This is a genomic window from Mesorhizobium sp. M8A.F.Ca.ET.202.01.1.1 (assembly GCF_004791595.1).
In the GTDB taxonomy this organism is placed as follows: domain Bacteria; phylum Pseudomonadota; class Alphaproteobacteria; order Rhizobiales; family Rhizobiaceae; genus Mesorhizobium.
In genome coordinates, this window is the sequence record NZ_SRUN01000005.1 from 325,480 (window position 1) to 340,861 (window position 15,382).

Annotated in this window: 15 protein-coding genes; 8 read left to right on the top strand and 7 right to left on the bottom strand. The window is 61.7% G+C overall.

The genetic code is table 11. The annotated features are described in order from the left end of the window. The first annotated feature begins 51 nt into the window (after positions 1 to 51). The gene (locus EN845_RS14555; RefSeq protein WP_127870439.1) at positions 52 to 1,002 is read left to right on the top strand and encodes a substrate-binding domain-containing protein; all 951 of its coding nucleotides are present in this window, start codon (positions 52 to 54) and stop codon (positions 1,000 to 1,002) included. A 68-nt stretch (positions 1,003 to 1,070) separates the two neighbouring features. Beyond that, on the top strand, positions 1,071 to 1,664 hold the full coding sequence (locus EN845_RS14560) for a DJ-1/PfpI family protein (RefSeq protein WP_127275508.1): 594 nt from the start codon (positions 1,071 to 1,073) through the stop codon (positions 1,662 to 1,664). Between the two features lie 110 nt (positions 1,665 to 1,774). Here EN845_RS14560 and EN845_RS14565 read toward each other — a convergent pair whose 3' ends face one another. The 5 genes from EN845_RS14565 to EN845_RS14585 all read right to left on the bottom strand — a co-directional run bounded on the left by EN845_RS14565 (position 1,775) and on the right by EN845_RS14585 (position 6,765). Next, positions 1,775 to 2,974, bottom strand: a complete 1,200-nt coding sequence (locus EN845_RS14565; protein WP_127870438.1) for a mandelate racemase/muconate lactonizing enzyme family protein — start codon at positions 2,972 to 2,974, stop codon at positions 1,775 to 1,777. 9 nt (positions 2,975 to 2,983) lie between these two features. Continuing rightward, a complete protein-coding gene (locus EN845_RS14570) occupies positions 2,984 to 3,310 on the bottom strand; it encodes an NIPSNAP family protein (RefSeq protein ID WP_127275484.1) in 327 nt (108 codons plus the stop codon). A 104-nt stretch (positions 3,311 to 3,414) separates the two neighbouring features. Further along, positions 3,415 to 4,773 carry a mandelate racemase/muconate lactonizing enzyme family protein gene (locus EN845_RS14575; RefSeq protein WP_127275485.1) on the bottom strand — a complete coding sequence of 453 codons (1,359 nt, stop codon included), beginning with the start codon at positions 4,771 to 4,773 and terminating at the stop codon, positions 3,415 to 3,417. Between the two features lie 58 nt (positions 4,774 to 4,831). Further along, on the bottom strand, positions 4,832 to 5,998 hold the full coding sequence (locus EN845_RS14580; protein ID WP_127870437.1) for a mandelate racemase/muconate lactonizing enzyme family protein: 1,167 nt from the start codon (positions 5,996 to 5,998) through the stop codon (positions 4,832 to 4,834). 56 nt (positions 5,999 to 6,054) lie between these two features. Next, positions 6,055 to 6,765 (bottom strand): GntR family transcriptional regulator, encoded by a 711-nt coding sequence (locus EN845_RS14585; protein WP_127275487.1) that lies wholly within the window; start codon positions 6,763 to 6,765, stop codon positions 6,055 to 6,057. A gap of 182 nt (positions 6,766 to 6,947) precedes the next feature. On the opposite strand from EN845_RS14585, the gene EN845_RS14590 reads away from it, so the two are divergent. The 6 genes from EN845_RS14590 (at position 6,948) to EN845_RS14615 (ending at position 13,417) form a co-directional block, all read left to right on the top strand. Then, complete coding sequence (locus EN845_RS14590; RefSeq protein WP_127870436.1) at positions 6,948 to 8,426, top strand: sugar ABC transporter substrate-binding protein; 1,479 nt, start codon at positions 6,948 to 6,950, stop codon at positions 8,424 to 8,426. Positions 8,427 to 8,503: 77 nt separating this feature from the next. Further along, positions 8,504 to 9,463, top strand: a complete 960-nt coding sequence (locus EN845_RS14595; protein WP_127275489.1) for a sugar ABC transporter permease — start codon at positions 8,504 to 8,506, stop codon at positions 9,461 to 9,463. Further along, the gene (locus EN845_RS14600) at positions 9,460 to 10,350 is read left to right on the top strand and encodes a carbohydrate ABC transporter permease (RefSeq protein ID WP_127275490.1); all 891 of its coding nucleotides are present in this window, start codon (positions 9,460 to 9,462) and stop codon (positions 10,348 to 10,350) included. Before EN845_RS14595 ends, EN845_RS14600 begins: the two co-directional genes overlap by 4 nt. Positions 10,351 to 10,360: 10 nt before the next feature. Beyond that, positions 10,361 to 11,458 carry an ABC transporter ATP-binding protein gene (locus tag EN845_RS14605; RefSeq protein WP_127275491.1) on the top strand — a complete coding sequence of 366 codons (1,098 nt, stop codon included), beginning with the start codon at positions 10,361 to 10,363 and terminating at the stop codon, positions 11,456 to 11,458. Positions 11,459 to 11,489: 31 nt separating this feature from the next. Continuing rightward, positions 11,490 to 12,653: a mandelate racemase/muconate lactonizing enzyme family protein gene (locus EN845_RS14610; protein ID WP_127275492.1), complete on the top strand. Its 1,164-nt coding sequence runs from the start codon at positions 11,490 to 11,492 to the stop codon at positions 12,651 to 12,653. A gap of 23 nt (positions 12,654 to 12,676) precedes the next feature. After that, entirely contained in the window at positions 12,677 to 13,417 is a 741-nt protein-coding gene (locus EN845_RS14615; RefSeq protein WP_127275493.1) for a ribonuclease activity regulator RraA, read from the top strand. A 97-nt stretch (positions 13,418 to 13,514) separates the two neighbouring features. Here EN845_RS14615 and EN845_RS14620 read toward each other — a convergent pair whose 3' ends face one another. Together EN845_RS14620 and EN845_RS14625 are read right to left on the bottom strand one after the other, a co-directional pair. Continuing rightward, a complete protein-coding gene (locus tag EN845_RS14620; protein ID WP_127870435.1) occupies positions 13,515 to 14,567 on the bottom strand; it encodes an ABC transporter permease in 1,053 nt (350 codons plus the stop codon). Further along, on the bottom strand, positions 14,564 to 15,361 hold the full coding sequence (locus EN845_RS14625; protein ID WP_127870434.1) for an ATP-binding cassette domain-containing protein: 798 nt from the start codon (positions 15,359 to 15,361) through the stop codon (positions 14,564 to 14,566). The genes EN845_RS14620 and EN845_RS14625 overlap by 4 nt, the downstream gene beginning before the upstream one ends. Between the last annotated feature and the right edge of the window lie 21 nt (positions 15,362 to 15,382).

Below are 15,382 nucleotides of genomic sequence, written 5' to 3' on the forward strand. Positions count from 1 at the left end.
GTGTCCGGACCACACGGGTGCGTAGTTGTGGGTCCAATCTGGGAGAAGAAAATGTTCAGTAGAAAATGGATGGCTGCGGCCGCGCTCGGCTCGCTGCTCCTCACGGGCCATGCCATGGCCGAGGACAAGAAAGTCATCGCCGTTTCGATACCGGCCGCCGACCATGGCTGGACCGCCGGCGTCGTCTATCACGCACAGACGGCGGCCAAGGAAATCAACGCTGCCTTCCCCGGTGTCGAGGTCATCGTGAAGACATCGCCCTCTGCGGCCGAGCAGGTGTCTGCGATCGAGGATCTCTCGGCCTCCCGCAAGATCGATGCGCTGGTGATTCTGCCCTACTCGTCGGAAGAATTGACCGAGCCGGTCAAGGCCATCAAGGAGAAGGGCACCTTCATCACGGTCGTCGACCGAGGCCTGACCGACCCGACCGTCCAGAGCCTTTATGTGGCCGGCGACAACATCGCCGTCGGCCGCAACACGGCGAAATACATGATCGACAAGCTTGGCGGCAAGGGTGACCTGGTGGTCCTGCGCGGCATTCCGACCGTGATCGACGACGAGCGCATCAAGGGCTTCCAGGACGCCATCGCCGGCACCGGCCTCAAGGTTCTCGACATCCAGTACGCCCACTGGAACAGCGACGAAGCCTTCAAGCTGATGCAGGACTATCTCGCCAAATATCCCCATATCGACGCGGTGTGGGCGAACGACGACGACATGCTGCTGGGCGTGCTCGAGGCGGTCAAGCAGTCGGGCCGTACGGACATCAAGCTGGCGCTGGGCGGTAACGGCATGAAGGATATCGTCAAGAAGGTCATCGACGGCGACACCGTGACCCCCGTCGAGACGCCCTACCCGCCGTCCATGATCAAGACGGCCATCTACATGACCATGGCCAACCTGGTTGGCCAGGCCCCGGTTCGCGGCGCCGTCAAGCTGGACGCGCCGCTGATCACCAAGGACAACGCCAAGGAATATTATTTCCCCGACTCCCCGTTCTGAGACGAACGCAGTGAATGCGGGGCGCAGCCATGCTCGCCCACTCCTTTAACGCGACAGAGGACATGATCATGTCAGGCAAGAAAATATTGATGCTCACCGGCGAGTTCACCGAGGAGTACGAGATCTTCGTATACCAGCAGGCGATGGAAGCCGTCGGCCACACCGTCCACGTGGTCTGCCCGGACAAGAAGGCCGGAGACCTCATCAAGACCTCCCTGCACGACTTCGAAGGCGACCAGACCTACACAGAAAAGCTCGGCCATTTTCAGGTGATCAACAAGACGTTCGCCGAGGCGGAAAAGCAGCTCGATCAATACCACGCCGTATATTGCGCTGGCGGCCGCGGCCCGGAATACATCCGCACCGACAAACGGGTGCAAGCCATGGTGCGCCACTTCCACGATACCCAGAAGCCGATTTTCACGATCTGCCATGGGGTTCAGATCCTGATTGCCGTGGACGGCGTCGTGCGCGGCAAGAAGGTTGGCGCGCTCGCCGCCTGCGAACCGGAAGTGACGTTGGCCGGCGGCACTTACATCGACCTCTCGCCGACGGAGGCCTATGTCGACGGAACCATGGTGTCGGCCAAGGGTTGGACAGCGTTAGCCGCCTTCATTCGCGAGTGTCTGAAGGTTCTCGGGACCGAGATCCGCCATCCCTAGACTCGATCGGCGCATTTCAACAATGCGCCAATTTGCGTTGCGGCAAGATGTGCATCCACGCTTCTTTGAAGCAAGCCCTCGGTCGATGAGATCGAGGGCCGCCCTACCAATCAATCGAAGAAGCCGGCATCCTCCGCCAGCAAATACTTCCTGGCCCCTTCGGCATCGATATCGAGGCCGAGCCCCGGTGCCTCCAGCAGATCGACCATGCTGTCCTTCACGATCTGCTTGGGCAGGCCGATGACGATGTCGTTCCACCAGGGGTCCGAGGCGCTGGGATATTCGAACGCCACGTAGTTGGCGGGCAAGGTGGCGCAGACATTGATCAGCGCGCCGAGGCCCAGCAGGCCGTTCGCGGTGCCGTGCGGCGCCATCAGGATCGAGTGCATATAGGCGTGCTCGGCGACCCATTTGAGCTCGGCAATGCCGCCGATGTCGGCAGGATCCGGGCCGATGACGCGCACGGCCTGGGTCTCGATCAGTTCCTTGAAATTGTGCCTGAGGTAAATCTGCTCGCCGGTATGAATCGGCGTCGAGGTCGAGGTGGTCAGTTCCCGATAGGCTTGCGGATTGACCCACGGCACGTAATCGCCGGTCAGCATGTCCTCGAGCCACATCAAATTGTACTTCTCGACCGCGCGGGCGAACTTGATCGCGTCGGGCAGCATCCAGCCCGGGCCGCAGTCGAGCGCCAGGCTGACCTTGTCGCCCAGCACTTCCTTCATCGCGATCACGCAGTCGAGCATGTGGTTGAAACCGCGCTCGCTGATCACGCCCTGGTCCATGGCGCCGTGATAACCGGCCTTCTTCTGCGTCACGCCGTAATGGAAGCCGTCGATGGAGTCCTTCATGTTGGAGTGGAACGAGATACCCTGCTTGACCATGAAGAAGTTCTGCGGCTGCTCCATCATCCATTTGACGTCGGCGGCATAATCCTCCGGCCGGTCGCCGGTGCGCTTGCGGCGGATCGAGCCGTTATAGACGCGCACCTTGTCGCGCACCTTGCCGCCGAGCAGCTTGTAGACCGGCACGCCCGCGGCCTTGCCGGCGATGTCCCACAGCGCATGCTCGATGGCGCTCACCGCCGCGCCATAGGGCTTGAACGAGCCGCGCTGGCGGATCTTCAGCATCACCCGCTCGACGTCGGTGGGATCCTCGCCGATCAGCGCCTCGCGGAAATGCAGCACGAAGGGTTTCAGGTAGGTCTTTGTGTATTCGACCTCGCCCAGGCCATAGAGGCCCTCGTCGGTTACGACGCGAACGATGGGATGCTTGCCGATAACGGCACAGCGAAGGTCGGTAATCTTCATGGCGCAGTCCTATTTCACAGACGAGAAAGCTGTCGGCGTGAGCATCTGGCTGCTGATATTGGCAACGATCTGCCCGTCGCGCTCAGACTCGTCCCGGGCCCTGTGCCATGCCGGATCGGTGACGAAAGCCGCCCATTTCGCCTCACGCTCGGCCAGCGATTCCCAGGCGAGGAAATAGGTGAGGCGATTGCTGTTTTCGCCGATCGCCGTGGTGAAAAACCCGGCTTGGCGGATGCCATGCCTCTCCCAGATGGCCAGCGTTTGGTCGGAAAAGCGCTTGAGCAAAGCCGGCAGCCTGCCCGGCAGGCAGTCATAGATACGCAGTTCGTAGATCATGGTTTCGTCCGTTTCTTTCTTGGCCTCTCCCTTGGGAGAGGTCGACACCAATGGTCGATCGTTGGCCCTGTGAGCCTAGGGGGAATGAGGATAAGGGGTCTGGGCTAACTCCAGGTCCGGTCCCAGCTATATTCATTGTCCCAATGCTCGGTGGATTGCCATATCCCCGTGACACCGGGCTGCAGATGCTGGCTGATCACCTCGTCGACCACATCGTCTATGCCCAGCCCCGGCTTGTCGGGCACGGTGATGAAGCCGTCCTTGACGAGCGGCTTGGGCAGGCCGGTGACGATATCGTCCCACCAGTCGACATCGGCGGAGTGGTATTCGAGCGCCATGAAGTTCTCGGTCGCGGTGGCGACATGCGCGGCGGCCATCGCGGCGATCGGACTTTCGGCCATATGGATCGCCATGGCGACACCGTGATCCTGCGCCATATCGCCGATCTTCTTGGTCTCGAGAATGCCCCCGCTGGTGAGCAGATCCGGGTGGATGACCGAGAGGCCGCCGCTCTTGAGCAGCGGCTCGAAGCCTTCCTTGAGGTAGATGTCCTCGCCGGTGCAGATCGGCACCGTGGTAGCCTGCTGCAATTGCCGGTACTGCTCGGTGTATTGCCAGGGGATCACGTCCTCCAGCCAGGCCGGAACGTATTTCTCGATACGGCGCGACAGGCGTATGCCATCCTGCAGCGAAATGTGGCCGACATGGTCGATGGCGAGCGGGATCTCGTATCCGATCACCGCGCGAACCTCGTGGATGTACTGCTCGAGCAGATCGATCCCCTTTTCGGTGAAATGCAGGCCCGTGAACGGGTGCTGCACGTTCTGCGCGTCATAAGCGAGATTGCGGGCCTTGCGCTCCTCGAGCGTGCCGCCACGGCCGCGCGGATTGGCATGAAACCCTTCGAGCGCGCCGGCAGGCGCGGCCACGGCGCCCGGGACATGGGCGATCTGCATCAAGCCCAGGTCCATCTTGAGGAAGGTGAAACCCCGGTCCATGCGCTGCTTGAGGCGCTTTCCGGTTTCGGTGCCGCTCGGTTTCTCGGCGTCGGTATCGCAATAGACACGTACCTTGTCGCGGAATCGTCCCCCAAGCATCTGGTAGATGGGGACGCCATAGGCCTTGCCGGCGAGATCCCAGAGGGCGATTTCGACCGCCGAGACGCCGCCACCCTGCCGGCCATGCCCACCGAACTGCTGGATCCGGCGAAACAAGCGGTCGATGTCGCAGGGGTTCTCGCCAAGCAACCGGCTCTTCAGCATCAGCGCGTAGGTGGCGCTTGCGCCATCGCGCACCTCGCCAAGCCCGACGATGCCCTGGTTGGTGTAGATCTTGAGCAGCGCCGAGGTGAACGGCGCGCCGACGATTTCGGCCACCCGCATGTCGGTGATGCGAAGCTCGGACGGCTTCGAGTTGGTGTTGACCCGGTTGAGGGCCTCGTCGGCTCCATCCGTCTTTGGCATGACTTATCCTCGTTGTGGTCGGCGGGGCCTGTCGCCCCGCATGCTGCCGATGACGTTGCTAGCCCAGTTGGATCTCATGGGCTTGCAGGTAATCGCGGTTCATCTCGATGCCGAGACCCGGCCTCAACGAAAGCTTGAGGCTGCCGTTCGAAACGTCGAGCGGCCTGTCGATAAGATGATCGTACTTGCCCAAATTCCACTCCGACGTTTCGAGCTTGTAGAAATTGGGAACGGTCATCATCACCTGCGCTCCCGCAACCACGTTGATCGGTCCCGCGGCGTCATGGGGTGAGACCGGGATGTAGTAGGCTTCGCACAGAGCGGAAATCTTTTTGAGTTCGGTTATGCCGCCGGTCCAGGTGACGTCGGGCATGATGTAGTCGGCGAGCTTGTTCTCGAGTACCGGGATGAAATCCCACTTCGTGTGGCCGCGCTCGCCCCACGAGATAGCGGCGCTGACCTTGTCGCGCACCTGCTTGAGGGCGTTAAGGCTCTCGGGCGGGCAAGGTTCCTCGAACCAGTCGATCTGGCCGGCTTCCTCGAGGCTGCGACAGAGGCGAATGGCGGTGGGGACGTCGAAGCGGCCATGCGCATCGATAAGGATGTCGACATCGGGGCCTGCCGTTTCGCGGATCAGAGCCGTGAGTTCGGCCGCCTCGCGCTCGTCCTTGCGGGTCATGCCGCCATCGAGGTAGCCGTCCCGCTGTTCACGCGACACGCCGTCGGCACCGCGACCCTGGTGGGGGAAAGGATCGAACTTGAGAGCTGTGTGCCCGGACTCGACAATGTCCAGGATCTCGCGGACCACAGCATCCTTGCTGGTGAATTTGGCCTGGTTGGGATGGGTATAGAGCGCGATTTCATCGCGGACCGGCCCGCCCAACAGTTCGTAGATCGGCTTGCCGAGGACTTTGCCCCTGAGATCCCAGAGAGCTATATCGATCGCGCTCACGCATTCGACCGCGGCGCCACGGCTGCCCATATAGGTGAAGCTGCGGAATATCTTGTGCCAGAGGTATTCGATGCGCGCCGGGTCCTCTCCTGTCACCGCGGCTCCGATCTGTCGAAGGATCGTGCAGAGCGCGCGGTTGGCTAGCTTGGTGGTGGTGGTGATCTCTCCCCAGCCACTCACCCCCTCGTCTGTCGTCACCTCGACGAACAGGAATTCCCCCCAATAAGAAGCACCAGACTTGATCAGCCACGGCCGAACGCTCGTGATTTTCATTTCAATACCTTTGTCAGCAATGGTCAGCCACGATGTTCCAGACTTGACCCCTGGTCCTATCCGGCCCGGGCGGCGTTGCGCGCACGCATCTGTTCGAGAACATGCCGGCCGGAACCCTCGACATGACGGGAAATGAGTTCGGCTGCCTTGTCTGCCTCTCCCGCCTTGATGAGCGCGATGAGTTCGCGGTGCTCGCGAATGATCGCCGCACGCCGCGCCAGCGTGAAATTGAAGCGCCGGCTCACCGCCCGCAGCACTTCGCGATGCTTCCACCAGAGCTCAGCGGCATGGCGGTTATAGTGCCGCTGGTACATCACGGTGTGAAAGGCGGTGTCCAGTTCACTGTGCCTGAAGGTGTCGGCGAAATTGTTCTCTTCAATCAGCGCCTGGATACGTTCGAGCTCGGCGATGTCCTCGCCTGTAGCCATATTTACGAACCATCGCGTCAGGGCCGGCTCGATCAGCACACCGATCTCGTAGATATCGCGGACGAAGTCCTGATCGATGGGCCTTACACGCGCCCCGCGGTTGGGTGAGAAGATGACGAATCCCTCGCCCCGCAACAGCTGCAGGGCCTCGCGCACGGGATTGGTCGAGGTGCCGTGGCGACGGGCGAGATCGGTGACAACAAGCCGTTCGTTGGCGGCGAGCCGTCCCTCGATGATGTCTTCCCTTATCAGCTCGTAAAGGGAAGCGCCCTCGCTGGAGGCCCCGATAGCGTCGATCCCCGGAGGTGGTTTTGCTTTAAAATCGTTTGTTTCGGCCAAGGCCGGCTCCCCAAATTAATACACAGTCAGTCCGATATCATGCACGGTTTCCATAAACAATGTACGATCTGACGCGTTGACAGGCAATCCGTGATCTGAAAACGTACTAAGTGATCGAGAGGATACACCGTACTGAAAAGCCATCCTCGCGATCGCAGGGCGGAGAACCAGGGAGGATACCTATGACGAGGATCATGCTCGGCAGTGCGGTCCTGCGCGGCACTGTCGTCCGTGTTTTGGCGGCATCGCTTATGTCCACATCGGCGCTGGGTGCGCCGCCGGTCGACCTGAGCAAATGGTCGCCTGAATATGTGCGCTCGATCGCCGGAACACAGGATTTCGACACGGCCGGCGATTGCGCCAAGGTCACCCCGCTCGATTACAAGGGGCGACTGACTTTCTGGTATCAGGGCGTGTTCGAGGGCGATCCCGACCTCCTGCGCCAGTACTACAAGGATTTCTTCGAGACTTTCCGCAAGACCTATCCGAACATCCAGCTCGAGGAACAGGCCCTCACCTATAACGACCTTCTCGACAAATTCCGTACGGCACTGCTGGGCAATGCCGCGCCGATGGCGGTCCGTCTGCAGATCCTGGGTGGTACCGAATTCGCCTCGAAGGGCTATCTGCAGCCGCTCAAGCCGGAGGATGTTGGCTATTCGACCGAGGATTTCTGGCCGGGCGCCATGAAGGCGGTGACCTGGGATGGGGTGACCTACGGCGTTCCAACGAACAACGAGACGATGGCGTTCATCTGGAACGCCGACATCTTCAAGCGTGCGGGCCTCGATCCGGACAAGGCTCCGGCAACCTGGGACGACGTCGTCAAATATTCCAAGCAGATCCACGACAAGCTCGGCATTGCCGGCTACGGCCTCGTGGCTCGCAAGAATGCCGGCAACACGCCCTATCGCTTCATGCCGCAGCTGTGGGCCTATGGCGGCGGCGTCTTCGACGAGGCCACCGCGAACCCGACCTACAAGCAGGTGGAGCTCGACAGCCCGCAGAGCAAGGCCGCGCTGCAAGCCTCATATGACATGTACGTCCGCGACAAGTCGGTTCCGGTCTCTGCACTTACCAACCAGCAGGCCGACAACCAGCCTCTGTTCGTCGCCGGCCAATTGGGCATGATGGTCTCCCACCCATCCGACTACAACGTCATGCTCGACCTCCAGGCAAAGGCGACCGGGACCGACAAGGACAAGGCGCAGACCGTCATCGACAACATGCGCTACGGCCTGATCCCGACCGGCCCCGACGGCAAACGCGCCGTCGTGTTCGGCGGCTCGAACATTCACATCCTGAAGCCCGAATATGTAGAGGGCGGCAAGGTGGACGAGCCGGCCGCGAAGGCGATGATCTGCATGTGGGCTAGCCCTGAATGGTCGCTGAAAATGGCCTATGCCGGCTCCAACCCGGGCAATCTCAACGGCTTCAAGACCAAATGGATGAAGGAACGCCTGGACCATATCAAGTTCCTCGATGTCACGACCTCGATGCTGCCGTATGGCATCCCGTTCCCGGCGCTGCCGGAGTCCCCCGAGATCATGAACATCATCGTCCCGGACATGCTGCAGAATGCCCTGACCGGAGCTATGACCGTCGATCAGGCAGCGGACGACGCGGCCAAGAAGGTCAAAGACCTGATGGGCGGACTCTAGTCCGGACCTGACCTCCGATCTGGCCGGCTGCACCGAGAGCGCAGCCGGTTCGTTCCGAAGAACAAGGGCACGCCACAGTGACGATCGTGACCGGCAAGGCCGAGGCTCGCCGAAAATTGCAACCCGGCAGGTCCGGCGTATTGCGGAACATCTGGGCTCATCGCGCCGACTACGCATACGTGCTTCCGGCAATCGCCGTGATGCTCGTCGTCATCGCCTATCCGATCTACTACACGATCGAGCTGTCGTTCTATAAGACGCCGCCCGGCCTGCAACTCCGCGACAAGACCTTCATCGGCTTCGACAACTACACCACCATCCTGACCAGTGAGGTGTTCTGGAAAGTCACCTGGAACACCCTGGTCTGGACATTCGGATCGACTTTCATCTCCTTTGTCCTGGGTTTTGCGACGGCGCTGGCGCTGCATCGAGATTTTATCGGTCGCGGCGTCCTGCGTGCCATCCTGATCATTCCCTGGGTGATCAGCGCCGTCGCCGCCTCCTATATCTGGAAGTGGATCTACCATTCGGATTTCGGCATCATAGGCGCGGTACTGGTCGGCCTCGGATTGACCGACCGGCCGCCCAATTTCATCGACAACGTCAGCACGGTGCTGCCCTCCCTGATCGTCGTCAATATCTGGCGCGAGTTCCCGTTTGCCATGATCATGATGATGGCCGGCCTGCAGACAGTTCCCGACCAGTTGTTGCGCGCCGCCAAGGTCGACGGGGCCAATGCATGGCAGCGCTTCTGGCACGTCACCTTTCCGCACTTGCGCAACGTCTCGGTGGTGACGATCCTGCTGCTTGCGGTGGCCAACTTCAATTCCTTCATCATCCCCTGGATCATGACCGCAGGCGGGCCGTCGAACGCATCGCATATCTGGATAACCCATATTTACGAGCTCGCCTTCGGCCGGCAGCGCTGGGGTGTGGCATCGGCCTATTCGGTGCTCCTGTTCCTCATCCTGATGACCCTCGGCTATTTCTACGTCCGTGCGCTGAGCGGCAACGAGCGAAAAGAGGGTGGCGCATGAGCACGATCGCCGAGACAGCCTCTCGAGGCCAGACCCGTCGCCGTATGCGCTTGGACGGATGGCGGTGGGCCGGGCGCATCTTTCTTCTGTTCATGCTGCTCTACACCGCGCTGCCGATGATCTGGATGCTGATCACCTCGATCAAGTCCGGCTTCGCGGCGACGCAATTCCCGCCGCAATGGTGGCCGGACGAGCCTACGCTTGCCAGCTACCAGAAGCTGCTCGATCCGCAGAACAGCGTCGGCCAGGACTTCCTGCGCTTCTTCTGGAACAGCCTGTTCGTGTCGACCGTCACGACAATCCTCTCGGTGATCGTGGCTGTCCCCGCGGCCTACGCGTTTTCGCGCTTCACCTTCCCGGGCCGCAACTTCCTGTTCTTCGCAGTGCTGCTGCGCAACATGTTCCCGGCGGTGATCTTTCTCGTGCCGCTCTTCATCCTGATGCGCGCGATCGGGCTGGTGAACACGCATGGCTCGCTTGTTCTCACCTACCTCACCTTCGGCCTGCCACTGGCAATCTGGCTACTCAAGGGTTTCTACGACAACATTCCGGTGCAGCTCGAGCAGGCGGCGCGCATCGATGGCGCAACACGGTTCCAGGCCTTCATCATGATCGTGATGCCGCTTTCGACGCCGGGGATCATCGCCACCGCGATCTACTCCTTCATCGGCGCCTGGAACGAGTACATCTACGCCTACACCTTCCTCTCCAAGAACGAGCAGCTGACGCTGCCGGTCGGCATCCAGCGCTTCTTCTCGGAAAACACGACGGACTTTCCGGGCCTGATGGCGGCGAGCTTCATGATGAGCGTGCCCGTCGTGGTGCTGTTCCTCGTCCTGCAACGATACTTCGTACGCGCCCTGACAGAAGGCGCGGTCAAGCATTAGGGAGTTGCCGATGGCCCACGTGGTCCTCAAAGATCTCGTCAAGACCTACGGCAACTTCAAGGCCGTCAACGACGTTTCGCTGACGGTCAACGACGGCGAGTTCGTTGCGCTCGTCGGCCCTTCAGGCTGCGGCAAGACAACCACTCTCAATCTCGTCGCGGGGCTGACCCCGATCACCTCGGGCGACATCGTCATCGGCGACCGGGTGGTCAACGACCTCGACCCCAAGGACCGGGACATCGCAATGGTGTTTCAAAACTATGCGCTCTACCCGCAAAAGTCGGTTTACATGAACCTGGCGTTCCCGCTGCAGATGCGCAAACTGCCAAGGGACGAGATCGACAAGAAGGTCAAGGAGGCGGCGCGGGTGCTCGACATGACGCACCTGCTCGAGCGCAAGCCACGCGAACTTTCGGGAGGCCAACAGCAGCGTGTGGCCCTCGGCCGCGCCCTTGTGCGCGATCCCGCCGTGTTCCTCATGGACGAGCCGCTCTCCAACCTCGACGCCAAACTGCGCGTACAGATGCGGTCCGAGATCAAGCGCTTCCACCAGGACCTCAAGGCGACGATCATCTATGTGACGCACGACCAGCTCGAAGCCGTGACGATGGCCGACAAGATGGCGGTGATGAACGGTGGCTTCCTGCAGCAATACGATTCGCCGGCGCAGGTCTTTGCCCATCCGGTGAACATGTTCGTCGCCAGCTTCATCGGCAGCCCGGCGATGAGCCTCATTCCGCTGGAGATATCGACAGCGAACGGCGGCACCGTGTTGACCAGCGCGGAGGGCTGGAGCCTTGGGCTCTCGCCGCGCAACGTCCAGAAGGTCACGAAGGCAACGACCAAAAAAGTCGTGCTCGGCGCACGCCACTCGACGATCAAGCTGCACAAGAGTGCAGTGCCAGGCAGCATCCCGGCCAAGGTCTACACCGTGGAGCCAACCGGAGACGTGACCTTCGTGCAGGCGTTCCTGTCCGGTGCCATCGTCAACGTCAGCGTGCCACCGAACATTGCCGTGACGCCCGACGAGCGGATCTGGCTCGAGTTCGACCAGGAGCGGATGCATCTGTTCGACGGCGAAACCGAAATGGCCCTCGAGGCCAGCTGAGCAGGCGGATGCGTGTGGGACGTGGGTGTGGATGACCAGGAAGCTTAAGATTACCGCGATCAAGCCGTATCCGGTGTGGGTGGGAACGCGCAACCAGATGCTGGTCAAGGTCGAGACCGACCACGGCATCTTCGGCTGGGGCGAGAGCGGCCTGAGCGGCCGCGAGAAGGCCGTGGCTGGCGCGGTCGAGCACTATCGCGAGTTTCTGGTCGGACGCGAGCCCATGCGGATCGGGCGGATCTGGCAGGAGCTTTATCGCAGTCAGTATTTCGAAGGCGGCCGCGTTCTGCAGGCTGCGATATCCGCCATCGACATCGCCCTTCACGACATCAAGGGCAAGGCGCTGGGGGTACCGGTCTACGAGTTGCTGGGCGGCAAGCAGCGCGACCGGATCCCCACTTTCGCCTCGACCGGAGACGAGGCGGAGGGCGACGTGGCCATCGAACGGGCCCGCGAACTGCACGCGCAGGGCTGGCAGGCAATCCGCTTCTTTCCCGTCGGGCAAAACAGCAAGGATGTCTTCGAGCCGCGCGAGTCGATCGGCGCAACAGCGACGATGCTGAACAAGGCGCGCCAGGCGCTGGGCGACGACGTCGTCCTCGGCATCGATTATCATCATCGCCTGTCGGTGGCGGAGGCGGCGAGCTTCTGTAACAAGCTCGACCGCGGCGTGCTCGATTTCCTCGAGGAGCCGATACGCGACGAGACGCCGGAAGCCTACGAATCCCTGCGCAAGATGACCGAGATCCCCTTCGCCATCGGCGAGGAATTTGCCAGCAAGTGGCAGTTCCTGCCCTATGTCGAGCGCGGCATCCACCAGTTCAACCGGCTCGATATCTGCAATGTCGGGGGCTTCACCGAGGCGATGAAAGTCGCCGGCTGGAGCGAGGCGCACTATGTGGACCTGATGCCACACAATCCGCTGGGTCCAGTGTGCACGGCCGCGACAGTGCATCTCGCCGCCGCAGTGCCCAACTTCTCGTGGCTCGAGACCAGGGCGCCCGAAGCAAAGCTCGGTTTCGACAATTCCGACTTCTTTCCGGTGCAACCACGGCTGGACGGCCCCGATTATCCCGTCACCGATCTGCCGGGGCTCGGCGTCGAGGTCAACGAAGAGGCGGTCCAGGCGCAAAGCTTCCGTTTCTGGGAAGCGCCCCACCTCAAGCGCCGCGATGGTTCTGTCACGAACTGGTAGTTCCCTTTCAATCGGAGTCCACAATGACGCATACTTCCGACATCACGCGGCCGCCCAGGGATCTGATCGACGCGCTAAAGGAGATCGGCGCCGCGACGGTTGCCGGCACGCTTGGTCATATGGGTTTCCGCAATCCGCATATGGTCGGCCCGATGGCGCAGAACCATGGCAAGTCGATCGTCGGGCCGGCGCTGACGCTGCAGTTCCTGCCGCAGCGGCCCGATCTTTTCAACGAGGGAGAATATGCCGATCCGGAGACACAGCTGCACCGGCATGTGCTGTACCACGCACAAGAGGGGGATGTGGTCGTAGTCGACGCGCGCGGCGACATGAGCTCGGGCGTGTTCGGCGATATGATGTCGACATACTTCAAAGGCAGAGGCGGCGCGGGTATCGTCATCGACGGCTGCATGCGCGACCGGCCCAATGTCGAAAAACTCGACCTGGCCCTATGGCTGCGCGGCTGGACGCCCAACTACCATGTGCAAACCAGCATCTATCCCAATGCCGTCAACGTTCCGATTGCCTGCGGCGGCGTCACGGTGATCCCCGGCGACATCATCGTCGCCGACGATGACGGGGTGGTCGTGCTGCCCGTCGCAATGGCCGCGAAGGTGATCGAGGAATCCCAGAAGCATCACGACTGGGAGGAGTTCTCGCGTGAGAAACTCATGCAGGGCGGGTCGTTGCAACGCTACTATCCGCTCCACCCAAGTGCAAATGATGAGTATGAGGCTTGGCGGAAAGCCAACCCGAAATCTTGATGGACGGACGAGGTCGCGGGTATCTCCCAGTCGTCCATTGCCTTGTGAGGCACGGGCTTATTGCCGCGCCGTCGGCTCTCGCACCAAGCTGATCGTGTCACCGATACCGTGCCTGGTTCCATTTGTGGCCAAGCAGCGAAAGGATGATGATCAGCCCGTTGAAGAACTGGACGTAGAAGCCGCTCAGGCCAGCCGCCACGACGCCGGTTTGGATAAACGACACCGTGACGGCGCCGATCGCGCCGCCGGCCACCGTGCCGATGCCGCCCCAGGTCGGCGTACCGCCGACGAACACCGAGGCCAGCACCGGCAAGAGATAACCGTCGCCGGCCGTTGGCCACCAGGTGAAGTTGATCATTACGGAGAACGTGCCGGCGATCGCGGCCCCGATGCCGACGAAGACGAACACTTTCACCCGCACGCGCTTGACGTCGATGCCCATCTGCTGGGCACTGTCGGGATTGTCACCGACCACCCTCACCTGCGCGCCGAAGCGGTGGCGGTTGTAGAGCATCGCCGAAAAGACGACGAAGGCGATCGCCCAAAAAATCTGCACCGGAATGCCCCAGATCTGGCTGGAGAAGATCCGGTAGGCCCAGCTGTCGGCAAGGCTGGTCAGCGAGGTCGATCTGCCCTCATTGATGATCTGGATCAGGCCGCGCAGCAGGAAATTCATGCCGAGCGTGGCGATCAGCGACGACAGCCCGCCATAGACCACCAGCGACCCGACGAGGAAGCCGAGCAGCGTGCCTGTGACCAGCGCTGCCGCAATGCCGAGGAACGGATCATACCCGGCCTGCACCACCAGCGCGAAGACCCAGGAGGCGAAACCCATCGTCGCGGGAAACGACAGGTCGATCTCGCCGCACGTGACGACGAAGACCAGCGGCACGACCACGAACAGCGCCACGGGAAGCGTGGTGAGCACGGCGCTGTAGAGATACCAGGTTGTGAAGACCGTCGGGTTGGCGATCATGAAGACCGCCATCATGACGATGAACACGGCGAGCGTGCCAAGCGACGCCCGATTGTCGAGGACGAAGCCGCGCAGCCAGTGGTCGGACGGGTGCTTCCACTCGTTCCGGGAACTGCCTTGGCGGGAGATGCCAGCCGACGGCTCGCGCAGATCGGGCTCCATGGTCTTGCTCATCGTGCTCTCTGCTCCGCGTCGCCGGTGTCGTGCAGTCCGGCCAACCCGCCCGGATGCGCGACGTCTTCCATGAAATTGATGAGGTCTTCGGCCGACTTGACCTCGCTCCGGTCGGCGGTGAGCGCGACCTTGCCGCGATCCAGCACCACGAAGCGATCAGCGATGTCGAAGACATGATGGATGTTGTGGCCGATAAACAGGATCGAGCGACCGCTTGCCCGCACCTGGCGCACGAAATGGAAGACCTTGGCGGTCTCGGTCAGAGACAGCGCCGTCGTCGGCTCGTCGAGGACGATCAGCTCCGCCTGCTTGTAGATGGCGCGCGCGATCGCCACGCCCTGGCGTTCGCCGCCCGACAGCTGGCCGACGATCGAGTGCGGCGTGAATACTTTCGAGGTGAAGCCGATCTCGCGCATCAGCCGACTCGCCTCCTCGATTTCCTTGCCGACCTTCAGCCAGCCGAGAAAACCGGTGAGTTCGCGGCCCATGAAGATGTTGCGCACGATCGTCTGCTGTACGGCCAGCGCCCGGTCCTGGAACACCGTTTCGATGCCGGCCTCGCGCGAACGTGCCGCATTCCAACCGGTCACCGGCTTGCCGCGGATGAGGATCTCGCCGCTGGTCGGCTTGACCACGCCGGAGAGGATCTTGATCAGCGTCGACTTGCCGGCGCCGTTGTCGCCGATGAGGCCGACCACCTCGCCGCGGTCGACGCTGAGATTGACCCCGCCAAGTGCATAGACGTGGCCGTAGGACTTGGCGATATCGCGCAGTTCTATGAGACGTTCGGCCATCGGATCCTCGCTTGATTGTCT